The 25,557-nt window shown below is 43.6% G+C and carries 22 protein-coding genes; 7 read left to right on the top strand and 15 right to left on the bottom strand.

The annotated features are described in order from the left end of the window. Positions 1-69 precede the first annotated feature (69 nt). The 6 genes from J7I42_RS27010 to J7I42_RS27035 all read right to left on the bottom strand — a co-directional run bounded on the left by J7I42_RS27010 (position 70) and on the right by J7I42_RS27035 (position 5,647). A complete protein-coding gene (locus J7I42_RS27010) occupies positions 70-1,578 on the bottom strand; it encodes a sulfatase-like hydrolase/transferase (RefSeq protein ID WP_209142067.1) in 1,509 nt (502 codons plus the stop codon). A gap of 5 nt (positions 1,579-1,583) precedes the next feature. Continuing rightward, positions 1,584-2,957 carry a class I SAM-dependent methyltransferase gene (locus tag J7I42_RS27015; protein WP_209142070.1) on the bottom strand — a complete coding sequence of 458 codons (1,374 nt, stop codon included), beginning with the start codon at positions 2,955-2,957 and terminating at the stop codon, positions 1,584-1,586. Further along, complete coding sequence (locus J7I42_RS27020; RefSeq protein WP_209142072.1) at positions 2,954-3,133, bottom strand: hypothetical protein; 180 nt, start codon at positions 3,131-3,133, stop codon at positions 2,954-2,956. The genes J7I42_RS27015 and J7I42_RS27020 overlap by 4 nt, the downstream gene beginning before the upstream one ends. Then, positions 3,130-4,248 (bottom strand): M42 family metallopeptidase, encoded by a 1,119-nt coding sequence (locus tag J7I42_RS27025; protein WP_209142074.1) that lies wholly within the window; start codon positions 4,246-4,248, stop codon positions 3,130-3,132. Before J7I42_RS27025 ends, J7I42_RS27020 begins: the two co-directional genes overlap by 4 nt. A gap of 68 nt (positions 4,249-4,316) precedes the next feature. Then, entirely contained in the window at positions 4,317-5,159 is an 843-nt protein-coding gene (locus tag J7I42_RS27030) for a UbiA prenyltransferase family protein (RefSeq protein ID WP_209142076.1), read from the bottom strand. 23 nt (positions 5,160-5,182) lie between these two features. After that, a complete protein-coding gene (locus J7I42_RS27035) occupies positions 5,183-5,647 on the bottom strand; it encodes a hypothetical protein (RefSeq protein WP_209142078.1) in 465 nt (154 codons plus the stop codon). 50 nt (positions 5,648-5,697) lie between these two features. Between J7I42_RS27035 and J7I42_RS27040 the strand changes: the two genes are divergently transcribed. The 3 genes from J7I42_RS27040 to J7I42_RS27050 all read left to right on the top strand — a co-directional run bounded on the left by J7I42_RS27040 (position 5,698) and on the right by J7I42_RS27050 (position 7,721). Then, on the top strand, positions 5,698-6,684 hold the full coding sequence (locus tag J7I42_RS27040; protein ID WP_209142080.1) for a LuxE/PaaK family acyltransferase: 987 nt from the start codon (positions 5,698-5,700) through the stop codon (positions 6,682-6,684). Between the two features lie 66 nt (positions 6,685-6,750). Further along, entirely contained in the window at positions 6,751-7,128 is a 378-nt protein-coding gene (locus tag J7I42_RS27045) for a hypothetical protein (RefSeq protein WP_209142082.1), read from the top strand. Between the two features lie 116 nt (positions 7,129-7,244). Further along, a complete protein-coding gene (locus J7I42_RS27050; protein ID WP_209142084.1) occupies positions 7,245-7,721 on the top strand; it encodes a cupin domain-containing protein in 477 nt (158 codons plus the stop codon). 44 nt (positions 7,722-7,765) lie between these two features. Here the strand turns inward: J7I42_RS27050 and J7I42_RS27055 are convergent, their stop codons facing one another. The 3 genes from J7I42_RS27055 to J7I42_RS27065 form a co-directional block, all read right to left on the bottom strand. After that, the gene (locus J7I42_RS27055) at positions 7,766-8,830 is read right to left on the bottom strand and encodes an oxidoreductase (protein WP_209142086.1); all 1,065 of its coding nucleotides are present in this window, start codon (positions 8,828-8,830) and stop codon (positions 7,766-7,768) included. Positions 8,831-9,013: 183 nt separating this feature from the next. Next, positions 9,014-10,123, bottom strand: a complete 1,110-nt coding sequence (locus J7I42_RS27060; RefSeq protein WP_209142088.1) for a D-TA family PLP-dependent enzyme — start codon at positions 10,121-10,123, stop codon at positions 9,014-9,016. A gap of 137 nt (positions 10,124-10,260) precedes the next feature. Then, entirely contained in the window at positions 10,261-11,577 is a 1,317-nt protein-coding gene (locus tag J7I42_RS27065) for a gluconate:H+ symporter (RefSeq protein ID WP_209142090.1), read from the bottom strand. A gap of 600 nt (positions 11,578-12,177) precedes the next feature. Here J7I42_RS27065 and J7I42_RS27070 point away from each other — a divergent pair. Continuing rightward, the gene (locus J7I42_RS27070) at positions 12,178-13,185 is read left to right on the top strand and encodes a metal-dependent hydrolase (protein ID WP_209142092.1); all 1,008 of its coding nucleotides are present in this window, start codon (positions 12,178-12,180) and stop codon (positions 13,183-13,185) included. A 105-nt stretch (positions 13,186-13,290) separates the two neighbouring features. On the opposite strand, the gene J7I42_RS27075 is transcribed toward J7I42_RS27070, so the two are convergent. The 6 genes from J7I42_RS27075 to J7I42_RS27100 form a co-directional block, all read right to left on the bottom strand. Continuing rightward, positions 13,291-14,466, bottom strand: a complete 1,176-nt coding sequence (locus tag J7I42_RS27075; protein WP_236065604.1) for a phospholipase D-like domain-containing protein — start codon at positions 14,464-14,466, stop codon at positions 13,291-13,293. Between the two features lie 65 nt (positions 14,467-14,531). Then, a complete protein-coding gene (locus J7I42_RS27080; RefSeq protein WP_209142096.1) occupies positions 14,532-15,752 on the bottom strand; it encodes a FecR family protein in 1,221 nt (406 codons plus the stop codon). Between the two features lie 2,410 nt (positions 15,753-18,162). Beyond that, complete coding sequence (locus J7I42_RS27085) at positions 18,163-18,786, bottom strand: RNA polymerase sigma factor (RefSeq protein WP_209142098.1); 624 nt, start codon at positions 18,784-18,786, stop codon at positions 18,163-18,165. A gap of 527 nt (positions 18,787-19,313) precedes the next feature. Beyond that, positions 19,314-19,751: an RES family NAD+ phosphorylase gene (locus J7I42_RS27090; RefSeq protein WP_209142100.1), complete on the bottom strand. Its 438-nt coding sequence runs from the start codon at positions 19,749-19,751 to the stop codon at positions 19,314-19,316. A gap of 30 nt (positions 19,752-19,781) precedes the next feature. Then, positions 19,782-20,330, bottom strand: a complete 549-nt coding sequence (gene parS, locus J7I42_RS27095; protein ID WP_209142102.1) for a type II RES/Xre toxin-antitoxin system antitoxin — start codon at positions 20,328-20,330, stop codon at positions 19,782-19,784. 115 nt (positions 20,331-20,445) lie between these two features. After that, positions 20,446-21,477 (bottom strand): GntR family transcriptional regulator, encoded by a 1,032-nt coding sequence (locus J7I42_RS27100; protein WP_209142104.1) that lies wholly within the window; start codon positions 21,475-21,477, stop codon positions 20,446-20,448. 215 nt (positions 21,478-21,692) lie between these two features. Here J7I42_RS27100 and rhaT point away from each other — a divergent pair, with 215 nt between their 5' ends. The 3 genes from rhaT to rhaM all read left to right on the top strand — a co-directional run bounded on the left by rhaT (position 21,693) and on the right by rhaM (position 25,397). Then, positions 21,693-22,781, top strand: coding sequence for an L-rhamnose/proton symporter RhaT (rhaT, locus tag J7I42_RS27105; protein ID WP_209142106.1), 1,089 nt, complete (start codon positions 21,693-21,695; stop codon positions 22,779-22,781). Positions 22,782-22,813: 32 nt separating this feature from the next. Beyond that, positions 22,814-24,937: a bifunctional aldolase/short-chain dehydrogenase gene (locus tag J7I42_RS27110; RefSeq protein ID WP_209142108.1), complete on the top strand. Its 2,124-nt coding sequence runs from the start codon at positions 22,814-22,816 to the stop codon at positions 24,935-24,937. A gap of 145 nt (positions 24,938-25,082) precedes the next feature. Beyond that, the gene (rhaM, locus tag J7I42_RS27115) at positions 25,083-25,397 is read left to right on the top strand and encodes an L-rhamnose mutarotase (RefSeq protein ID WP_209142110.1); all 315 of its coding nucleotides are present in this window, start codon (positions 25,083-25,085) and stop codon (positions 25,395-25,397) included. The last annotated feature ends 160 nt before the right edge of the window (positions 25,398-25,557 follow it).

The raw sequence follows: 25,557 nt of genomic DNA on the forward strand, positions 1-25,557 counted from the left end.
TGTAGTTTTGTTTCCCTGTTTTGATGCCCTAAGGGGGTGTGAAGATAGGGAAAAATCATCTATGCGATTTTATCGTAAAAGTACTGTGCTGTCCTTTAACAGGGGCAGCTGGTTATTGAAATATTTGTTCAAAATAACCCTGAAGCTGTTTACCGGGCTTATGCTGTCATTGAGATACTGATATTGTCCGTCTGAAAAATACCAGGCGTTCAAGTTCATAAAATTCATATTGCGTGGTGTATTGGGCTCATTCTCCCGGTAGCCATGATCGCCTTCTATAATAACTACCCGTGGGCGGGTAAAAGGTTGGCTGGCTGCCTGTACAATAGAATCTATCCAGGTATTTGTATATTGTAATTGCTCCAGGTAAAGGCCACGGTTGTTTCTGGTGTCATATGTATCGTTGGTATATAGCTGGTTGGGTACGCCTTCCTTATCAAAGTAAAAAGGTGAATGTGGCATCATAATGTGGCAAAACACAAATTTGGGTTGATTATTCTGCGTTTGTAATGCCTGTAGTAAAAGTTGCAGATGCTGGCGGTTACGGGCAATAAAATTTGTTTGCGTGGCTTTGCGCGCTGCCAGGTTTTTTTTAATAAGAAAAGGTAAGTGCAATGTATTAATGTTCCATAAAATGTCTTTTTGAATACACCCCCAGATGGTTTCTTTATACATAGTGCCATTTTCATAATCGTTAAAATAGCGTGATGTATGCACGGGATACTTGTCCAAATCGCACAAACCGTAATTGTAGATGGTATAGCCAGCATTTGCCAGCAATTGTGGCAGGTGGCTCATTTTTAAAGAATACCAGCCTTTTAACATGGTATGTGCATCTGTAAATTCGTTTTCAAGGGGGGCATTAAAATACTGCAGGTTTAAGGTTGAAGCAAGGGAAAGGGGGGTTGAATTGTAATTACTTTTTGAATTATGAACAATATAAAAATGGTTGGCAAGCAAAGTTGAATCGAGCTGGCTGTTGTTAAACCCCAGATATTGTTGCAAACCAACCGAACTGGCATATTCATCAAATACAATAAAGAAAATATCGGGTTGGTTTTTAGCGGGCCCTGTAATGGCTGCGGTGACAGGCGGGTTGTTAGTTGCATACGTTTGTGCCTGCCGGCTGGTTAACAGTTTGCCAGCTATTTGCAACCCCTCTATGGCGGTAAGCAACAAAAACAGATAGGTGAAGTATTGAGCTGTTTTTTGTATTTGCCGGCTGCGTTTAATGATCAGGGAAAATGCTATAAAGACAATCAGTAAAAGCGGCAGCAGTATTTTATAGGAAGCAATAAACCGTAGTATGGGCGTACTTTTAATAAAATCGTGGAGCGCACCAAAAAAGAAAAAAATGATCAACGCGCCGGTAGTCCAAACTCCCCCTTTTGCCCATGTTTTAAACAACCATTTGCCGGAAAGTAACAGTCCTGCAGCCAGTAAAACATAATACAACAAATACTCCACTGTTAACGTTGCCGGTATTAAGCGAAAGTATTGGTTCAGCGCATGCAGTACAAAAAAAAGTGGAAGTAAAAAAGTATGAAATGGTAGCTGTTTAAGGTGTGCTGGTGGCATAATGGTTATCCTTTTCTTTTCATATAGTACAATATCCGGTGGGTGCCGGGAACCGGTACCTTTTCAATGATGCTGAAATACCTGGTGAAATATTGCTCAAAATGGTGCACATCGTAATCAATGAATGTATCGGGTCTTGTCTTCAACATCTGCTGTACCTTTTCATCTTCCTTTGGCACAAATTCAATGATCAACTGGGGGGCTATGTCGTTGAAATAATCAGCCAGTACCGGTAACGAGATGTTCTTGCCAATAACGAGGTGGTGAACAAGGGCCAGTGCTGCTACCAGGTCGGTTTTAATGCGGTCATGAAAGGCAGCCCTTTCCCGGTTATGAAACCCGATGGCCGGGGAAGGGTTGGCTATGTCGAGCATCAGGGGCGTTATATTCCCGATATTGTTATTCTTTATCTCCTGGTAAAGCCTCGAGATACAACGGGAGTCTGAATCGGTAGCTATGACCTGCATGCCATGGCTGGCGAAGAGCCGGGAAAAATAGCCATCATTGGCGCCCAGGTCAAGCACACTACGGGCGTTGTTTGACTGGCAGAATTGCTGAATGATCTTTTCTTTCTCCTGTAAATATTCCTTGCTCAGAATGGTATCTTCGTAATAATTGCTCCAGGTTGTTTTATAGGACTTATTAGCCGGAAAGTCGGTGATGATGTTGACCAGGTGGCTGATCACATCCAGCAGTTTTTTCTTGCTGAATGCCGCGGTTTGTTTGTTGGCCCGCGAGCTGGTTGTGGCGGTATGTTGCAGGTATACGTGCAACCATACACCCAGGCTCAGGCGGCTTTTTAGGGGCAACAGTTTGGCCACAAAATCAACCGGGATCCCATCAATATAAGTGCTGAGTATTTTTTGAATATCGGTCTTTAGGTAATGTTCCAGGTATAATGGGAACAGGAAACATTGACAAAACTGCCTGTACGCGATCCAGGGTTGTTTAGGATCGTATGTATCGAAGGACAGTGTATCTATGAAGATGGGCTTTCCTTTGTGGAATTGAATATTGTAGGGCGTGCCGTCCTTCAATATCATGCCATGGTGCAAGGCTGTTTTTAACACCGAAAGTGTGAGCAGGGCTGCGTCCTGCAGTTGTTCAAAACACCATTCGTAGGCGTAGCTGATAGGGGAGATGGGTTGGGGCAGCAGGGTAGTGTACCATTCTGCCAGGCCCGTTTTATTTTCAGCTATTTCCTCATGGGCAATAAGCTGATGGCGGTCTACCAGCTGTTTGTACAAACCGGAATCCAGCAATTGACGGTATTGTGCAGCGTAATATTGATTTACCTGCCGGTATAACATTCCTTCCGACTCAAATACAAAACCCGAAGGGTCCTTAAATGAGGAAGGATGGCGTGTATAATTTGTCATTTAGCTATATCGTCTCCCTCAGTATCCTCTTTTTTTGGCTTCCAGAAGAAAGCCTTAACTTTCCACCATAGGTTTTTAAAGTAGAACAGTGCTCCCAAAATAGCGGCAATGATCATTTGTATCAGATAACTGCCGCTACCCGGGTCTACATATAATAGGATACTTGCTTGTGTCACAGGTAGCTTAAATTTGTTTTCGGCGTTAAAGATAATAAAGTCTCATACATTAAGCGAATGGTCTGCTCTATATCGCTCTTATGCAGCATTTCAACCGTTGTGTGCATATAGCGCAGCGGAATTGAGATCAGTACTGATGGACAACCATCATTGGCATAGGCAAATGCATCGGTGTCGGTACCGGTACTGCGTGAAACAGTGCGCATCTGCACTGGAATGGTGTTCTTTTCAGCTACATCCGTTACCAGGTTCAGCAGTTTGTTATGTACCGCCGGACCGTAAGCCAATGAGGGGCCTTTTCCGCAAGCTACATCTCCCTCAATGATCTTGTTGATCATGGGGGTATAGGTATCGTGCGTAACATCGGTAATGATGGCCACATTGGGTTTTATGCGACGGGCGATCATTTCAGCACCACGCAAACCAATTTCTTCCTGTACGGCATTTACAACGTATAAACCGTAGGGTAATTGCCTTTTATTTTCTTTTAATAAACGGGCTACTTCAGCGATCATAAAACCACCTACGCGGTTATCGAAAGCACGACCTATATAATAATCATTGGCCAGCTCATCGAACCCATCCTGGTAGGTAACAACAGCGCCAATGTGTATACCCAGGTCTTCCACCTCTTTTTTATTACGGGCGCCGCTATCGAGGAAAAGGTTCTCTACTTTGGGTTGAGGGTCCTTTGCATCGGGGTTGTGTAAGCGGGTATGAATGGCAGGCCAGCCAAAAACAGCTTTAACCGGTCCTTTCTTCCCATGAATAAATACCCGTTGTCCGGGGGCTATCACATGGTCAACACCACCATTGCGTTTCAGATAGATCAATCCTTCGGGGGTGATGTAGTTTACAAACCAGCTGATCTCATCGGCATGGGCCTCTATTACCACTTTAAACTCAGCTTTGGGATTGATAACGCCTACAGCTGTACCATAAGGGTCAACAAAGGTGGTATCAACCAGCGGGGACACATATTCTAACCATAATTTCTGTCCGCTGCTCTCAAAGCCAACAGGTGAAGGATTGTTTATATAATTTTGGAAAAATTTAAAAGCCTTATCGGTCAATGTGTATGTACTTGCAGAAGCGGTCGTTTTACTTTTAGCCATATTTACAGTATTAAAAGATAAAATCCTGTTCTATATATGATAAAATTATCGATTTAATTGGCGCAAAATTACTTATTTGGGATGAATATCGTCAATAGTGACGAAAACATCATCAATCCATCCAGCACAAAATAATAAAGGTAATCGCTGAAATTCTTTTTGGCTACCGGGTATAACAGGGCGGTTATAACGCCGGGAATAAGTAAGAGAACAGTAGTGAGGGCCGAAAGTTCATAGAAATATAAGGCTATAGTGCTGATTGCAAACCCTACCAGGGTCAGGGCAAACAGCTTATTGATGCCCGCTACGTTAAAATAAGTGATCATACTGCGGATGCCCGATAGTTTGTCATAATCCCGGTCGCGGTAATCGAAAATGATGCAAATAGCATAAATGAGCAAAAAACGGCTGGTGCAGAACAATACCGTAGCCATGTTCCAATGATGGTCATCAATGGCAATGGGCAAAAAAGTGGTTACATACATCCATACAAAAGCCAGGAAAATAGTTTTGCCTATCGCAATCTTGCTGAGCCAGGCAAAAGGGCCAAATTGTAGTTTGGGGGCTGAATACAGAAAGGTAAGAAGTACTGCGCCGGCCAGCCAGATCCAGTGTTCAATGAATTGAAAAAAATACCAGATAGAAACAAGGGTGCCAATGGCAGTAAGCGCCAGGTGCAGTGTTTTATGATGCTCCGTCCAGCGGATGCGGGCATTTTCACTGGTAGCATCGCCACTCAAATACCAATGGAAATTATAACTGCAAAGGGTAGAAAAAAATACAAACACCAGGTACGCAAGATGGTTGTACTGCAGATGGAGTAATTGATTGGTTTGAATTACCATCATCAAGGCACAACCGGCAATAAACAAACTGGTGAACAGAAACAGATCAAATAAATATTTCAACATCCTGAATCACTGTGGTCCGCAAGTTAAGACCTTTCTATTACAAGTTGCTCAGTTGTTACTGTATCACTGACATTTCCGCCTCTGTCTTTCACTATGATTTTAAAAATAATAGTGTCTGGTTCCTTGCCATTTGGTGCGTTCGGCTGATTGCGGGGGTTCTCTGAAGCAACAAGATCTGTATTTAATATCGTCAGTTTTATTTCGCCTTTTGATTTTTCAGGGAAATCTGGAAGCCTGTAAGGTAAAATGGGGAACTGCACTGGCTTTTGAATGGAATTAAGCCGCTCTTTATACAAATAAACCGAATCCAGGTCGCCCTGTTTATCGGTAAACCCTAATAATATTTCTGTATAACTACCGCTTAATACCGATACCTGGGTAGGGTTAACTGATTTTATTTCAACGGTAGGTTTGTCCTGAAACTTATCTTTGCCGCAAGCGGCAAACAGTATTAAACCAAGGGCGCTATATAAAACAAGCTTTTGCATATGTTGTTATTGTCGTGACAAATTTAAAGCCTAAAGTCTGCAATAAATTTATGATTTGTGAAATTGAAGATAAAATTTTTACCCTGGAACCGGTTGATTTTGAACAATTGGCACTCGAGGTCTTCCAATTCCAATACAATAATAATGCTATTTATCAGCAATACGTAAATGCATTGTCAATAGTTGGGTCAAGCGTGCGATCAATAGACCAGATCCCTTTTTTGCCTATCCGGTTCTTCAAAACGGCCGATATAAAAACCACCGTTTTTGAACCGGAAGCCGTTTTTGAAAGCAGTGGTACTACCCAAACCGTCAACAGCCGCCATTATGTAAAGGACCTGGCCATTTACCAGCGTAGCTTTTTACAGGCCTGGGAGCAGTTTTACGGCCCTGTGCAAGACTGGTGTGTGATAGGGCTGTTGCCAGCCTATCTGGAACGCCAGAACTCCTCGTTGGTGGTAATGGTGAATGAAATGATCAAGCTGAGCGGGCATGCACAAAGCGGCTTTTATTTATACGAACATGAAAAGCTGGCGGCTGTATTACAGGAACTCGAAAGACAGGGCCAAAAGACCTTATTAATCGGCGTTACCTTCGGATTGCTTGATTTTGCGGAGCAGTTTCCCATGCCATTAAAACATACTATTGTAATGGAAACCGGGGGGATGAAGGGGCGCCGCCGGGAAATGACCCGCGAAGAAGTGCATACCATCCTTAGCATGGCCTTTAAAACCCCGTTAATTCATTCAGAGTACGGCATGACCGAACTGCTCTCACAGGCTTATTCATACGGACATGGGTTGTTCGATTGCCCCCCATGGATGAAGGTGCTGGTACGACAGGATGATGACCCGCTCGATGTTCGGGTAGCCGGCAGCGGGGTTATAAATATCATTGACCTGGCCAACCTGTATTCCTGTGCCTTTATTGCAACCGATGATGTGGGCACTGTACAGGCCGATGGAAGTTTTGAGGTGCTGGGCCGCGTTGATACCAGCGATATTAGAGGCTGTAATTTGTTATTAGCCGGTATTTAGATTTTAACAGCCTCTTATGCAACGATATAGATATATATATAGTCAATTACTAAAAGGAAACCGAATATGAAGTTATTAGTATTTTTAGCTATGGCCGCCACCATGCCAGCTTTATCATCCAAGTGTAACAAAACTCATAAACCCGATGAGTTTTTACAAGGCAAGGTGATCAGAATTTCATGCGCCAGCTTTGTTGTTCAGGTAACGAACAACGATTCAATAGGTGAAGATGGCTGGAAGGACCAATCGAATAACAACGCATCATATGATAATGTGTTTGCCGCAAGCAACCCCTGTAAATTACCTGCAGGTGTAAAAGCAGGCGCCACTATTAAGTTTAAGGTCAGCCCGGCAAAAGCAAATGATTGTATAACGTGTATGATGTTCGATGCGCCACCCACCGCCCGATTCGATATCAATGAAATGACGGTGGTAGAGAAATAATAATGATTTAAATGAATACAAAAAGGGGCATGCCAACAGGTGTGGCCCTTTTGTTTTTAAGGGCAGTCTGGAGTTATTTTAGTAACTTACTGTACAACCCTTTTAACCAAAAAGTCATGGAGACCAAAGCTACGCACGGTTTTAAAATTGATGCTGGTCAGGACCGCTTCGAGGAAAAAATTACTTTTCTGGGCGGCACCTTTGAGTGTAAAGTATCAGCCAATGACAGCAGAAATGGTTTATGTGTATATGATACTACCAAAATGAGTAAAGGCGGTCCGCCTTATCATTTTCACTATACACAGGATGAGTGGTTCTACATTCTGGAGGGCGAATTTGTTTTCAAGATCGGGGACGATATATTTAATGCCAAAGCCGGTGATGCCGTATTTGCACCCCGGCAAATTCCACACACCTTTGCCAAAATAGGTGATGCCAATGGCAGAATGCTGGTGGTATATCAACCTGCCGGCACCATGGATGAATTCTTTCAACAGGCCAGTCAGTTGCCTGATGGTACCCTGCGCGATTTTGAACGGTTATACCGCATTCATGGAATGGAAATAGTTGGCCCGCCCCTTAAGTTTGAATAAACCCTGCATCGCCCTCCGAAGCTTTAGCGAAGGAGGGCAAAACACTATCTATAATCAACCGCCAGTAACCCCGTACAGGGAATGGTGCATTGTTTTTGATGGCTTTCAAAGGCCAGTTCTATCAGCCGGATGGTGTTATAACCATGTTCAATTCTTTCCTGCACCGGTCTGCCGTTCACCAGACTTTCATACAGGTTGTAGTAATAGGCGGCATAGTCTCCTCTAAAGGAAGGAAAAGGCCCGCGAATCAGTTGTCCTTTAATTTCTGTATGCAGCGTGCCATAAAATTCTTCTTTTTCCTTGCCCCAGTTCTCCCCAACAGGTAATTCACCGGCGCGCAACAGCGCTTCCTGCGGATCTTCGCCCGATTTTACAAACGATCCTTTGGTGCCATGGATCAAATAGCGCGGCCCGGGTTCCCGCACCAGCATACCCGCCTGCAGTATTACTTTTAAAAAGCCATAATCGAGCCGAAGGTCAAAGTAATCATCCACTTTGGCATGAGGTCGTTGTTTCCGGATGTCGGCAGTAATGGTTTGTGGCATGCCAAATAAATATAAAACCTGGTCAAGCAGGTGGGGGCCAAGATCGAACAAAATACCACTGCCTGGTAATACATTTTCACGCCAGGCTTGTGGCCGCGCCTCGGCGCGATACCGGTCGTAATGCCCTTCAAAAGTGTGTACCTCACCCAGTAGCTTTTTGTCGAGAATTTCCCGGATGGTAAAAAAATCGCTCACATAGCGGCGGTTCTGATATACACTTAATATTTTACTATTACTATTGGCGATCTCCAGTAGTTGTAAGGCTTCTTTGGAGGTATTTGTCACTGGCTTTTCCAGTACCACATGTTTGCCGGCTTCCAGTGCTGCCTTGGCATAAGGGAAATGCGTTTCATTGGGCGTGGTGATCACTACCAGGTCGATCTCCTCATTTTGCAGCAGTGCTGAAAAATCTTTCACCACCTGCACAAAAGGATATAATTGTTTTGATTCCTGTTTATTCCGTTCTACCACAGCAACCAGTTGGTAGTTGTTATTGGTGGTTATAAAAGGGGCATGAAATACTTTGGCAGATATTCCAAAACCAACAAGGCCTACTTTGATCATGGTTTTTCTTTTATAAAAGTATCATTAGTGAATAAAGAGTTATTAAGTTCGTAGGTTCTTAAGTTCAAAAGTTAGATAAAAACAATACGTACCAAAGAACTTAATAACCTAATAACTTATAAACCTGAAACCCAGAACTTTGAACTAAAAACTTACAAACTAAATAACTACGAACTAAATAACTTACAAACTGATCTTCCTATCGCGGGCAACTATCTTCCATTCTCCGGTGAGTTTCCCATTTTCAACAGTATACCCTCGCTCATGCAATGCAACGGTTGGACAAACATGCATCGGAATGCCATACAATACATCGCCAGGTTTAAAGGAATGGCCTTCGCCGGCAAATAAGACCAGGTGTTCTTCGCTATGAGATACTGCTTTTAGTTCCGGTGCCTGGGGAAAGAAAACCCTTTTGGTTATTTCATTTTCAGCGGCAACTGATTTATGGCCCAGGTCAACACAAATATGGGTGCTGTTGGGCAATGACACCACACGGGTTACTACAATGGCAGCAATTTGAAAAGGTTGTTCGGTGCATTGATCGAGGTAACTTTTATCCCAGAAAACAAAAGTGCCCGGACTGCATTCCACCACCGGTCGTTTGGCGTGAATGGAATAACTGGGCGAGCCACCGGCAATAACGTTTATCTTGTTATAGCCGTTCTTTTGCAGTGTCTGTAACAACTCTTCTACTTTAGCAAAAGCTTCATTGCTTACGGCTGCACGTTCTTCCAGGGTGCCGCGGGTATGTCCGTCATAGGCATGCAACCCCGCAACAGACAGGCCCTTGGTTTGCGCGCAATATTTGTATAATTCAATGGCTGGTTGATCCGGGGTAATGCCCGTACGGTTCTGCCCGATATTTAAATCGATATATACTGAAATGGTAGCGTGCACCGCAGCAAAAGCTTTAGCTATAGCTTCAGCGCAGGGGATATTATCGACCAGACAGGAAAAATGGGTGTTGGAGTATTGTTGCGTTACTTTAACAAAGCGGGCCAGTTTAGGACCAATAGGTTGATAGGCCAGCACCACATCAGGCGCGCCGCATTGACCCAGCATTTCGGCTTCAGCAATAGTAGCACATTTAAATTTGGTAATGCCGGCAGCCAGCATCAGCTGCGTGGCTTCTTTTGTTTTGTGGGTCTTTGCATGCGGACGCAGGCGTTGCACATCATCGATCATTTCTTTCAGGGTATCAATATTGGCCTTAACCCGTTCAGGAAATATTACCAGGGCGGGCGTATCCAGTTTGTCGATATCCTCGATCAAATACCAGTTTGTATCCATGGTTGGTTTTTTATATTCGTGCACTGACAGAAGGCAATTGTACAGTAATGCTGCCGGAAATTTTTCAGGTTTGCCGTTTGCCGTTTCACGTTCCAACCAAAGGTAAGTATTATAGCAGGTACGAAAATAGCGGCCCGTTACACAAAAATATCCATGATCAAAACTCCAATGAGTCCCATAACTGAAACAATGGTCTCCATCATTGACCAGGAGCGGATGGTATCGCGGATGCTGAGGTTGAAATATTCTTTATACATCCAGAAACCGGAATCATTTACATGGGAGAACAACAAGCTTCCGGCGCCAATTGACAATACCATCAGATTGGGATTAACCTGCATTTGCGGAATAATGGGCCCGATGATCCCGGCAGCGGTGAGACCCGCTACGGTAGCAGAGCCAACGCAAATGCGAATTACCCCGGCTATCAGCCAGCCCAGTAACAGCGGATGCACAGGCCAGCCTTTTATGCTTTCAGCAATGGTAGTGCTTACGCCACTGTCGGTGAACACCTGTTTTAGCACACCCGCGCCGGCTACCACCAGTAAGATCAACGCCACATCTTTTATGGCATCGCCATAAATATCCATGATCATTTTTATCGGTTTGCCGGTATGAAGACCTAAGGAAAAAGTAGCTATCAGCAGCGACAACAGCATCACGATCACCGGATCGCTTATAAAATCATTCAACTGTTTCGGTGTGCCCGACAAAGACGTCACCAGGGGAATGATAGTGGTTATTGTTAACAGGATCACCGGCAGCAGGGCCGTTAAAAAACTATTGGCGGCATGCGGCAGGTCTGCATTGGCGATCACTTTGGGTTGAAACGTTTGCAATGGTTCACTTCGAATATGCTTCAGGGTTTTGGAAAAAAGTGGTCCGGCCACAATAATGGCTGGCACGGCCAGCATGATACCGTATAACAGGGTAAGACCCATATTGGCTTTCAGTTGCGTTACCAGTGCGGTGGGCGAGGGGTGGGGCGGTAAAAAGCCATGGGTCACCGATAAGGCGGCCAGCATGGGCAAGCCAATATATACAGCGGGAAGTTTGTATTGGTATACAACCGAAAAAATAAGAGGCACCATTAACACAAATCCTACATTATAATACAGGGGAATGCCCACTACAAAACCAGTTACCATTAATGCCCATTGCAGGTGTTTTTCTCCAAAAGTGCGCATGAGCACCTGGGTGATCTTTTGGGCAGCGCCGCTTTCTGCCACCAGCTTCCCAAGCATGGCGCCCAGGCCAATGATCACAACCAGCGAACCCAATGTATCGCCAATGCCTTTTTGTACAGAAGTGGTGATCTTATTTAACGGAATGCCGAGCCAAAGGCCGGCACCTATGGAAACAATAAGAAAGGCTAAAAATGGATTGAATTTTGCCCAGGATATAAGCAACACCAGCGCAATTATGCAGGTAAAGACAATAAGTATTGTTGTCATGGTATATGGATATGGCAAGTAATGGTAGCGGGTATACGAAATTCCCCAACTAGTGGTCATATTTCCCCCCGCTACTAATATAGCATTCTTTTACCGAAAGGCAATGCGGAAAGGGCAGAGGGGAGAAGGCAGAGGGCAGAGAAGAAAGGCAAAAGGCAATAGGCAATGGGGAAAAGGCAATAGGAAGATGCCTCACGAAATCGTCAAACGTCAAACGGGAAACGTGAAAGGGTTCGCGACAATCGAGATGCTCTTCGGCAATCGGCAATCCTGAATCGGCAATGGGTTCTCGAAATTCGAGCCTTCCGCCAACTGGCGAATGAAAACGTGAAAAAACGCCCCTCGCTTCGCTCGGATCTGTGGACTTAGAACTCAAAGACCAACGAAACAAAAAATAGAGAACTAAAACCATAGAACAGAGAATCGTAAACTCTGAACCCTGAACTCGGAATCCTGAACCTGGGACTTTCAACTTTGTATAAAGAGAGAACCACCCGTTGTCGGAGGCCCACTTATAAACTATGCTTTCATCTCTGCCCTCTGCCTTCCTGATCAACTGATCACTGGTCAACTTTACCAACTTATACCTAACTTGGCGCTATGGATTCACTTACGCATATAGTATTAGGTGCTTGTATCGGTGAAGTGTTTATTGGGAAAAAGTTCGGCAAGCGGGCTTTGTTGTTGGGGGCAGTGGCGCAAAGCCTGCCCGATATAGATTTTGTTGCTTCGTTCTGGATGACGCCCACCCAGGACCTGATTGCCCACCGGGGCATTACCCATTCGTTATTGTTCCTTTTGCTGGTTACACCATTGTTGGCCTGGCTGGCCAACCGGTGGCGCCGGCCCCATAATATTGCCTTTACTACCTGGCTTTGTTTTTTTGCTACGGAACTATTGACGCATCTGGCGCTTGATTGCTTTAATGCCTATGGCACCGGGTTATTGGAGCCCTTCTCGCACCAGCGGTTTTGTGTGCATGCCATGTTTGTGGCCGACCCATTGTTTACCATTTTACCGCTGATTGTTTCAATAGCCTTGTTATTTATGAAGACCGATCACAAAAGAAAACGCTGGGCGGCGATAGCCATCGGCTGGTGCGTTTTCTATTTGTTTATTGATGTAGTGAATAAATCGATTGTTGAAGGCGCCGTAAAACGGGTGACCGGACAAAAGCATATTACCTACCGGCGGCATTTTACTACGCCAACGCCTTTAAATAACCTGTTGTGGTATGTGGTGCTGGAAGACGATAAGGGGTACCATATCGGCTACAGATCGGTGTTCGACCGGAAGGAGGATATTGACTTTACTTATTTTCCCCGCAATGATTCCTTATTAAACCCGGTGAAAGACCTGGATGAGCTGAAGGACCTGTTTATCTTTTCTCAGGGTTATTATACCATTGAGAAGGATGGGAAAACGCTCGTATTTAATGACCTTCGTTTTGGGCAAATGATAGGCTGGTACAAACCAAGGGCGGGTTTTGTGTTTCATTATTATCTGCAACGGCCTTATGGCAATGATATGATCGTACAACGCGGCCGCTTTGCCAACTGGGATAAAGCGGTGTTTATGTCAATGTTGCATCGGATAAAGGGGGAGTAGCTATAAGGAGCTCCCCACTGGCGAGGCCTGCTAACGGCCTGTTGCAGGTCCTGAACGGGCCTGCACTGAGTGGAGTCGGAGTGTCGCGGACGGCATTTTATTAACTCACCTGCTCTGCTTAAAGTAGAATGTAAATAAATAAACTATTATCCGCACCAGCCAGTAAGCACAATATTGAATAAACCGCTGGAAGAAGTTATACTTTTTATTAAAACCATCAACCGTTACCAGCACGCAGTCATTTTCAATTACCGCTTCCAGCTTTTCGTTCACCAGGGAGGCAAATTCCACATCGTTTACATCGATATTCAGCTCCACGCTGGCATATGCACTGATATCATTTACATTATACGAACCAATGGTGACCCATTTTTTATCGCGGGTAGCCATTTTGCCATGTAAAACGGCCTTGTTATATTCATACAATCTGATATTACGTTTCAGTAACCAACGGTACATATAACGTTCGGCATGTTTGGCCAGCGGCACATCCGATTTGCCGGCTACTATGACCTGGATATCTATATTGCGTTTTGCCGCCCTCGACAAGTGATGCCTGATGATGGTCCCCGGTAAAAAATACCCCGACATAATGATCACGTTCGATGTGGCTTTTTTTAGCATATCGATATAGCTCCGTGAGATCTGGTTCTTGCTTTTAGCCCAATCGTTCCGGCGAATGCGAAGGAGTGTATTACCAGTATTAGGCAGGTTGGGTATATTATTCCGGAGCATTCTTTTAAATGTCATTTGACCGGGCTTTGTCCACAAGTCGGTACAGATTTTAAACAGAACGCCCGCTGCCGGTCCTTCCATATACAGCGCCCAGTCGAGCCATGCCGGTTCATCATGAATATCATTATAGCGATTGCTGATATTGATGCCGCCTACCAATCCAAAATGGCCATCAACCACCAATACCTTTTGGTGCATGCGGCGGCCAAAGTAAAAATGTTCGCTTTTTAAAAGCGGTTCAAAAAAGCGGAAGTGAACACCGGCTGTTTGTAATTCTTTAATAAATCCGGTCGATAATTCTTTGGAGGCATAGCCATCGGCCAGCAGGTAAACTTTAACGCCCCGTTTGGCAGCTTCCATCAGCGCGGCGCCTACCATTCTGCCGGTCTCATCACTTTCATAAATATATACCTGCAGGTGGACAGAGTGCTGTGCCAACTTGATCAATCGGGTGAGCACGGAGAAATATTCCCTGCCACCCCTGACCAGTTTTACTTTATTATAGGGAAGATAACCTGTAGAATTTTTATCGTAACCACGTAACATAGCTGCCAAGCTACAAAAATTATGTACGCGGTGTTAATGACTTTGAATGGGTTGCCGTCAGCTGATTATTTTTTACCAGGGTGAACAGTAACGATGCGGTTCGAAATAGTGAACCTAACGCCGCCCGTATACTCCAGCATTTGCAATACGGTCCATATGTCTGAAGCCCGTTGCACTTCGCCACTGAAATGCAGGGAGGGTACGCCTTTATCGTATGCCACATCCATGTCGTACCAGCGGGCCAGTTCATTCATGACCATATTGAGCGATGTGTTGCGGAAAACAAAATCCCCGTTCTTCCAGGCAATTTCCTGTTTTATGTCGGCTTCTTCAACCGTAACATTGGAGTCTTTAGCTATGAGTTTTTTGCCAGGGGAAAGCATATTGGTTTTATTATTCCGGTTCACTTTTACCAGTCCTTCAACCACCGTTGTTAGCGAACGGTCATCTTCTTTATAGGCAGAAATGTTGAAGGCAGTACCAACAGCCTGAACTTCCATGTTGTCAACCGAAACGGTAAATGTTTTTTTGCGTCCGGAAGGCAGCAGCGAGGACTCTACTTCAAAATATCCTTCTCCGGAAAGGGCCACCCGGCGATCGGGGTTATTGAAGTGTATAGGGAATTGCAGGGTGGAAGCGGAGTTCAACCAGATATGAGAGCCATCTTCCAGAATAACCTCGTATTCGCCACCACGGGGTGTACGAATGGTGTTGAATACAGTTGCATTTGAAGGTTCACCGGTTAATTTATATTCCAACAGTCCGTTCCTGATTTTTTTCACAACCACATTGCCTTGTTGGGCAACATCGCCATTATTCATTTCACTCAATGCAACGGTTGATCCATCGCCCAGGATCAATACTGCTTTTTTTGAATCAGGTGCAATACCAGGGGCTTTCTTTTGTGCTATTACTACAGATCTGGCGGCTGGTATTTGTGGCTTGTTTAAAGCAAAATAGGCGACCCCTCCGGCCACCAGGATGACTAATGCGGCAACCATGTACCACCAGATCCGGAAGTACAGGCGTTTGCCTGTCTGTTCAGTGATGAAGAGTTGCTGAGATAGTTTCTCATACGCCGCCTGATGGTCATAGGAGCTCAATTCGTTCAGGTCATTGCCCAGCTTCTCCTGATCGAGCATGTCTTCGTATAATTTATTGTTGTCGCCATTTTCCTGGAGCCAGGTTTCCAGCTCCTGCTGTTCCGTTGGGGTCAGCTTATCCTGCATGTTCCCAAGGATCAGCGAGGCGATGTAAGTTGCTTTTTCAATTTGTTGTTCATTCATAAGAAAAGTTTAATACATGATTAATGGTGCTGGCTGCTGCTTCCCTTTTCAAATTCAATTTTGTGCAGCAAATTAGGTGTAGCGATTTGATGGTACTGTAAAAACAACATTTCATATGTATTGTACTAAAGGGTGTAGTGAAAATCTTTAATAAATTCCCGAAATCGTAAAATAATATTTAAGGAATGGGTAGGAATGCTAATGGTTTAGCCAATGGATTTAGTGTTTCTCTTAATATTATCGTAACAATCGAAGCTTCAGAAAGACAGCCCTCTAATATTATAAAACAAATAATACCTACGAATGATCTAATAAAATATCAAAAACCGAAAAAGTAATGATTGTAATCAAGCAAAGTATGGTAATTGTTAATATGAATGGGTATTTATTGATAAGTTGCTAATCAGATGATGAGTTGCAAGGATAACTTATTTACAAGTTAACACATTAACTGGTTACTCAATACGGAGTGGAAAAGTTGATCAGTTGATCTGTTGACCAGTTGATCAGGTTAAAGGCAAATAAACACATTAATTGATTATTCAATACACTGTCTACAAGTTGAAAAGTTGACTAGTTGACCAGTTGATCAGGAAGGCATGTTGATAAGGTTGACTGGGTTGATAAGGATGATAAAGGAAGTAGGAAGTTGATCAGACAGCTGGTGGCTTGAGGTGTTGGCCTGAAGAAGAAGTCTCAATGCGAAGTAAGCGGAGTTAGCAGATGACGAGAACGGAGTAGGTAGATATACGAGGTATATTGATTTATAGAAAGTCTACAGCAAGGCAAGAAAGGCGAAGCGTTTGCGAGCCTTGAGCGGTATAAGCGAGTTGTGTAATAGGCGACGGTTCGTGTTTCAGGTATACTTGGTAGTTTATGGTTCGCCGCATAAAGCGAGAAAAACGACACGTAGCGAACCATGAGTGAGTAAGTCTGCTATGTAATAAGGTAGAATGCGTAGCGAAGGATGTTGAAAGTGTACGAGGTGCGCTAAGTGAAAGATGAAGCGTAGCGAGTCGAGAGGGAAGTAGCTCAACTATGTAATAAAGCAGGTAAGTATTCGAAGTATAACTTGTATTTATTTGGTGCCGCATGAAGCGAGAATGGTGAAAGGCGTACAGAGTGCGCGCAAAGTAGGAAAAGCAACACGTAGCGAGTCATGAGCAGTATTGCGATCGAAATCAAAGTGTAGAAAGTGTGGGAAGTAAGAAAGTTAAATCGAGCAGCGCGAAGCGGAGCGAGTAACCCTGAAGATCGGGGAGAAATAATTTGCAAAGTAGTAAGGTTAAAACGAGCAACATGGAACGAATCGACCCATGCAAAGCCTATTGCCTATTGCCTATTGTCTATTGCCTATTGTCTATTGTCTATTGCCTATTGTCTATTGTCTATTGCCTATTGTCTATTGCCTATTGCCTATTGCCTATTGCCCGGGCTAATAAAAAAGCCGGGTAAGACTACCCGGCCGTGGGGGATTCCTGCGCCTCTTCTGTACCATGAAGAGGGATAATTGATGCACATGAGGAATGCGAATAGAAAAGTAATCCTGCCAGGCAGAATATAATATCCTAATAAGACCACAGGGCATTTGCATGCCATATGGACATTGTAAGTTTGTTTTACAAACTAATCAGAGATGCCTTTGGAAAATTGAACTACTACTGGGGAGCTTTCAGGTACTTTATTCTACATACACTATGTATATCTTCGTGCATAGTAGAATCGGGTTTTGTTGCCTACGGGCAAAAAAATAGCTTTATAAAGAGATTCGAATTTTAAAAAGAAAGGGAGAGTAGAAACACTCCCTTGTAGTGACCCAACCAAACAGTCACATGAGATTCCCGCTCGACATTCCGTCTATTCGTCTGGCTGAAAGAACAAATAGTACAGATGATCACATCGGGCGGACAAAAAAGGCCTTGTTAAGGCTAATTGTTCATTTATAGTTCAGGGTTAATAACAATTGTTGTGGGTGCTTGTATCTCACATTTCATATACACATATCTCATACAAATCTCATGCATCCACTTAGGTTGCTACCTTCAATGGTCTTATAACCCCTTACACTAATATCGCCTGCAACAGCATAAACAACTCTTAACGCCTGCCTAAACAATATTGTATCCTGTACCTAACGGTACAGCATCTGCTGTGTCTTCTTAAATATTATTTAATGAAATTGTCAAAATGTTTTTGATGGCTATACTCTATAACAATTCTCATTATATATATTTAAGCGTAAAGAACACGTGTTAGTGTGTATCCCGCACGGCCGAGTAATTATCAGTTTAGTATTAAAACAACTAAGTGGCCAATTATTACTAGTCTAAACCGAAAAAAATTTAATAAAAGTGAAGAAATGCGTATTTCCACCTATTTTACGAGGGTGTTTTTACAATAAAAAGGTAATTTAAGCGGTGATATTCAAGTTTTGGCAGCTCTCTGTAGTAACCTTTAAAAAACCACATAGTAGTAGTAGCGCCAACACATCACGGTCACGAAGCCTGATCTTTAATAATTGAATGGCCCTTACTTTTTGATTCCTAACGGTATGAATAGAAATGTTCAGCAGATTTGCTATTTCCTGGTTCCTTAATCCTTCCAGGTATCCCATTTTAAGCACCTTTCGGCATTGTTCAGGCAGATTGTTGATCTCTTGCATTATTTCTTTTAATACTTCCGCCCTGATCATTTCATTTAAAACAAACTCTTCTTTTTCGCCCATTAGGTAGGCCAATTGCTTTTTGCTGAGAGAATCGCGTTTGGCTTGTTTTAAATGATTCAAACAGGCATTACGTACCGTGATGTACATAAAGGCCTTTATATTTTGCGTGGTCTCAAAATCAGACCGCTTATTCCATAGTTTAATAAAAGATTCACCAACAATATCTTCTGCAGCAGCTCTGTCGGTAAGCAGGCGTTCGGCAAAAAGGCATAACGGACTGTAAAACTGCTTTAACAGCGTTTGTAATGCCTCGGGACCCCCATTTTTTAAAGTATCGATGATATCATTTTCCGACTGAACTGAACGCATTAGAAAGTGAGTTTTTCTACCTTGGTTAAAAAGTCAGTTTAATTTACAATAAGTTACGGTAAATACTAAACGTTTTGTGTATATGGCATGCTATTCTTTTCTTTATTTCTGGTTCAGGACGCATGGGGATACTGGCAAAAATTAGATAAAATAAGATAAGGAAGGTCGATCGTGATCTGCTACCGGAAAATAAATGGATAACCGGGTGGTAGTAACTGCAAATTAATATTATAATAATCTTTATGAGTACAAGATTACACGTAAAAAACAAATTCTCAAAATCAAGTATAGATTAAGGTGACTCCGTTACCGCACAAATTATCTTATAAAACGCACATAATGACAGGAATCGTATCGTGCTTGCTGCATTTACTGATTATGATCAGTACGCAAAAACAATATTGCAATAAATGTATGCCAAAATGTGTGTTGTTAACGAAATTGGGTTTAAACACCTTTTTTAGTCTTCCCAACGATCGACCTTCCTTTCGCTTCTTGTCGCTGCCCTTTGCCAAACTGTTAGAAACTTACCCCTTGTAACTGATTACCTCCGTTATTTTTACCAAATTGATCAGGTGATGATTTGTATTCAATACAAAATTGTATTCCTGCTCAATGATGGGCGATGGGATCTTAAAAAGCAAATGATCTGCCTCTGCCAACAACAAAGAACCCAGGTCCCGGTTTTCCTTGCTATATGGCCGCTGTAACCAGTTGACTGGTAAGTCGCTGACCTGGAATGTTCGAATGGAATGCTCGGGTACGTCAAAGGTGATATAAGAAAGGGCAGGGGGCATGGTTTCCAGGCTTGTATGCCGGCTGTATTCCAGTAATGAAAGCGCCCGGCTTTCCGACAGATAAATACAGGGAACACCTAAATAGTTCCATCTGCCACCATTCATTTTGGCGCCCACCCCCGTTAGGTCATGGGCATGTTTCGTTTTTCCAATCCTGTAAAGCTGCATATGCCAATTGCCGTTAGGTTAATAATAGAACTAGTACACCCCGTATTCAATACGGCCTAATTCTTTTGTTACTTCTTCAATACCGTACAGGGTATCTAACATGTCAAGGGGCGCTTTGCCACCCAGGCTCCAGCTTGGTTCCCGTATCCAGCGATTAAAGTTATCCCTGTTCTCAAATACTTCCCGCCCATAATCAAGGACTTCCGCCAAATACATTATGCGCTCACTGGTTGACCGGTCAAATTTTTCCTCGCCTTTCTTCTTAATAAGGGTGGTGCGCGAAACCGATAATAGAACGCTTAAAGTATTGTAATCCAGATCGGTTTCTGATTTAATAGCTTCCAGTTGTTTTTTACTGATGCCATTTTTTACTATGCCGATCTTGTAATGGGAGGTGAGTGATTCAAAATTAAAAGGCCTTTTTACCGGCCCGGTTGTTGCTGACTTCTTTCCTTTTGGTGAGGGGTGAGGAGCATCTTCTGATACGAAGGATTCGACGGAGCCTGTTGTATAGGCATTGTGTGATTCATCGCCAATAATAGCATTATTGGTTTGATGAGGATTTTTAAGCTCATTCATAAGGTTAATGGTGTTTCCACAAATTTAAAACTTTCCACCTATTGCTTACACCATTTCCCTCCCTTTCTACATTTTATTGATTCCAGGCAATTTTCCAGACAAGTTAGGGTACACGTTATAGTGATGAACGTTGTGTCAGGTAAAAGGGGATCTCAATATGTTCGGTCGATTGGTCCAGTATCAGCTGCGCAGTCTTTTCTCCCATCATTTGAAAATCTGTAGAAATGGTAGTGATGCCATTGAGGATGATCTTTTTCAGTGGCGTTTCGTTGTACGAAATTACGCCTACGTGTTTGCCTACTTTTAATTTGGTGGCTAGTATTTTTTCTATCAGTATCACCAGGTCGTTCTCCATGAGGTTGATAAATACTTCTCCCTCCTTAATTGGCTCATTGGCTATATCATGTACTACTTTGTAGTTGAAGGCATATTGCTGGCAGAAACGGTAAAAACCTTTTAATATTTCAACCGGATGATACGTGTATTCGGGGAAAATGATCTTGATGGTATGGTATTTACTCAACGGCTCCAACGATTGCTCCAGCGCATCATAAATATCTTTTTCAAAGTTCTCGTAAACGGCGCCGTATTTACCTTCAACGCCCGGTACCAGTTTATCCATCAGGATCAGTTTCTCTTTGGGCAGGGTATTGATGATCTCGACAGCGTTTTCGCTGCCTTCGAGGAAATGTGGAATGATCACATAATGACTGTAATCATTTTTCTTATTATGAATAAGCCGTTTAAAAAAGGCGAAGTCATTATTGTAAATATAAAAATCAACTGAGGCCATTTCGCCCAGGGAGGCCACAAACGCATCGTAAATGATCTTTTTGTGTGGGCTCAGTTTATTGAAAAGAAGAAATATCTTTAGGTGTTGTCCTACCTCTGTGTTTTTTACAAAGTACCCTTTGCCAGGGACCGACCCCAGAATACCGATTTTTTTCAGGTGCTTGTATCCTTTTTCGGCCGTATCTCTTGAGATCTCAAATTCAAAGCTCAGTTCATTGATCGATGGCAACAGCTCATCTTTCTGGATCTTGCCTTCCCCAATAGCTTTTATAATAGAGTTGGCAAGCTGCAGGTACTTGGGCGTGGCAGAGTAATAGTCGATAAATAAATGCTGAAATATGGAATCTTTTTTCATGATAACCTCGTCAGATGATCCGGGTGCAATAGCACCGCAACAAACAAACCATCAACCTTTTTTTAATCCTCCCAAACTTAGTTAAAAAGCTAAATATGAGCAGTTTTTTGATTAAAAAAGACCATGATGGGCCATGATGGACTAATAATCGGTATCTTATACTTTCACCTTTTTAATCCGGCATAAGGCTGGCCATATCGAAAAAATTGCTACAAATGAATGCTATTCTTGGAGTTATATTTCACTTTTTAGGCGGATTTGCAAGCGGAAGTTTTTATATACCCTACAAAAAAGTAAAGGGTTGGGCCTGGGAAAGCTATTGGATCGTAGGCGGTCTGTTTTCCTGGCTGATAGTACCACCATTAGCAGCGTGGTTAACCATTCCCAACTTTTCGGAAATTATTAGACAGGCTGGTGGTGCCACAATAGGCTATACGTTCTTATTTGGTATCCTGTGGGGAATTGGCGGATTGACTTATGGCCTGGGCGTGCGTTACCTGGGAGTTTCGCTGGGTAGCAGCATCATCCTGGGGTTGTGTATGGTGTTCGGCTCTCTGATCCCCTCCATCTATTACGATATTTTCCCAGCCGAAGGCAAAGATACTTTTAGTCAGCTGATAGGGAATAGCTGGGGGCAAACCGTCTTATTAGGACTGGCAGTTTGTATAATTGGCATTATCATTTGCGGAAAGGCCGGTACCAGAAAAGAAAAGGAAGTATCAAAAGGCGGAGTAGATCCACATGGGGTGGTGACTAAGACCGAATTCAAGTTCGGCCTGGGTTTAGCGGTATCCATTATTTCGGGTGTGTTGAGCGCCTGTTTCAATTTTGGGTTGGAAGCCGGTAAGCCGATGGCAGAAGTGGCCAATAATTTGTGGAAAGCAGCTCACGCCGGTGAGGGTGAGTTTTTATATCAGAACAACGTAACATATGTGGTAGTGTTATGGGGTGGGTTAACCACCAACTTTATCTGGTGTATGATCCTGAATGCCCGCAACAAGACCTTTGGCGATTATACCAACAAAAAAACGCCACTGCTGAGCAATTATGTTTTTGCCGCATTGGCCGGTACAACCTGGTTCCTGCAATTCTTCTTTTATGGCATGGGAGAAAGCAAATTGGGCAATGGCCCCAGCAGCTGGATCCTGCATATGGCCTTCATCATCTTAACGGCCAATGCGTGGGGTTTGATCCTGAAAGAATGGGCAGGCGTAAGTAAGAAAACTAAAACAACGGTTATTATTGGCATTATTACCATCATTGCTTCCGTATTACTGGTAGGATATGGTAACTCGCTGAAATAACATATACAAAGAACAAATTAAAGAACAGAACTATGTCAGCAACAAGTGCAGTAAAGTTTAAGCATGTAAGCTATTTGTGGGACGATGCCAAAGCGGCCGCCCTGCAAGGCGATGAAGTAGCATTGTTAATTTACCGGAGTAATTTGCTGGGTGCCGATCTGCGCCTTACAAACTACGGCGGTGGCAATACATCTTGTAAGGCCATTGCCAAAGATCCCCTTACCGGTAAAGAAACCGAAGTGATGTGGATCAAAGGCTCAGGTGGTGACCTGGGTACTATGAAGAAAAGCGGTCTTGCTGCTTTATATGTTGAGCGTTTACGCAGCCTGAAAAACGTTTACCGCGGTATCGAGCATGAAGATGAAATGGTAGAACTGTTCAATCATTGCATTTTTGACCTGGCTTCAAAAGCCCCTTCTATCGATACCCCGCTGCATGGTTTCCTTCCTTTCAAACACATCGATCACCTGCATCCTGATGCAGCCATCGCTATTGCCGCTGCAAAAGATGGAAAGAAAATAACACAGGAATTATTTAATGGAACAATAGGCTGGGTTGAATGGCAGCGTCCTGGTTTCGACCTTGGGTTGAAACTGGCGAAATGCCTGGAAGAAAACCCCGGCATCCGTGGCATCATGCTCGGTTCACATGGTTTGTTCACCTGGGGTGATACTGCTTACGAAAGCTATATCAATACTCTGGAAGTAATTGAACGCTGTGCTGAATACATTGAAGAGAACGTAAGCAAACAAAAAGCCGTTTTCGGTGGTGCTAAAATTCAGTCACTGCCCGCAGCACAACGTACTTCACAAGCCGCTGCACTGGCGCCTGTATTGCGTGGTTTCTGCAGCAGCTATCAGAAAATGGTTGGCCACTTCACCGATGATGAAAGAGTATTGAACTTCATCAACTCAAACGATCTCGACAGACTGGCTCCCATGGGTACCAGCTGCCCCGATCACTTCTTGCGTACAAAGATCAGTCCGCTGGTGTTGAACCTGACACCTGGTGAAGACCTGAGCGACGTAAACAAGATCAAAGAGAAACTGACACCACAGTTCGAAGCGTACCGCGCTATGTATGCAGATTACTACAATACCTGCAAACATCCCAACAGCCCGGCCATGCGCGACCCCAACCCAGTGGTTATCCTGTACCCTGGTGTAGGTATGTTCACTTTCTCAAAAGACAAACAAACTGCCCGCGTAGCAGCGGAGTTCTACATCAACGCCATTAATGTAATGCGTGGTGCAGAAGCTATTTCATCATATACTTCGTTACCCCGTCAGGAAGCTTTTAACATTGAGTACTGGTTACTGGAAGAAGCCAAATTGCAACGTATGCCCAAGCCCAAAGCTTTAAGTGGCCGCATTGCACTGGTAACCGGAAGTGCTGGTGGTATAGGGAAAGCTATAGCCAAAAAATTTGCCGACGAAGGCGCTTGTGTTATTATCAATGATAACGATGCTACCCGCCTCGAAGGTGCTAAAGAAGATTTCAGTAAATCATACGGAAAAGACGTATTCGCTGCAGTTGTACTGGATGTTACCAAAGCCAGCGATATCAAAGGCGCTACCGATGCAGCAGCCCTGGCTTTCGGTGGTTTGGATATCGTAGTGAACTGCGCCGGTCTCTCAATTTCAAAACCAATTGAAGAGCATACTGAGAAAGACTGGGATATTCTGTATGATGTACTGGTAAAAGGCCAGTTCTTTGTAACCCAGGCTGGTGTTGAGGTGATGCGCAAACAGGCTATCGGCGGCGATGTGATCAACATCGTGAGCAAGAACGCCCTCATGAGCGGTCCCAACAACGCAGGTTACGGTTCTGCCAAAGCAGCCCAGTTACACCTGAGCCGTTTGAACGCAGCTGAATTAGGAAAAGATCACATCCGGGTGAATGTAGTGAACCCCGATGCGGTTATCAGTGACAGCAAAATTTGGGAAGGTGCATGGGCTGAAGGCCGCGCCAAAGCCTATGGCATTACAGTACAGGAATTACCTGGTTACTACGCCAAACGCACTTTGCTCAACGAAATAATTTTACCCGAAGACATCGCCAATGCCTGCTTCGCAGTTACAGGTGGTTTGCTGAATAAGTCTACTGGTAACGTTATTAATGTTGATGGCGGAGTTGCTACCGCTTTTGTAAGATAAATTTCCAGAGATAGGAAGTAAGATGTAAGAAGTAAGAAGAGGTTTTCGAACCTGTATTTCCTACTTCCTACCTCATACTTCCTACTTCTGTTTCTTAATAAGTATAGGAATCACTTTAAAAGATCGAGCACAAAAAACATTGCTTATGCCACGTATAGGAATCAAGATGCAACTCTTTAAGGGACAGGAAGCAGAGTACAAAAAACGTCACGATGCCCTGTGGCCCGAACTAAAGGAATTATTGCACGCAACCGGCATAAGCGAATATTCGATCTTTTTGGATGAGACCACCAACAGCCTGTTTGGCGTTTTAAACATAAACGACCCCGCTGCGTTGGACAATTTACCCGCTCACCCCGTTATGCAAAAATGGTGGGCGTACATGAAAGATATTATGGAGAGTAATGCAGATAATTCACCCATTAGCATTCCGTTAAAAGAGGTGTTTTATTTGCCCTAGGAAGAAGAAGTAAGAAGTAGGTGGTAAGAAGAAAGCAGCGTTCGCCATTTTTGAGCTCGCTATTAGTTCTTAACCTCGCAAATGTATTTCCTACTTCCTGCCTCAGACTTCCTACTTCAGTATCTTTGGTGTATAAAATTTTCATTTACAAACAATCCTC

The sequence above is a fragment of the Niastella soli genome, from assembly GCF_017742245.1.
Lineage (GTDB): Bacteria > Bacteroidota > Bacteroidia > Chitinophagales > Chitinophagaceae > Niastella > Niastella soli.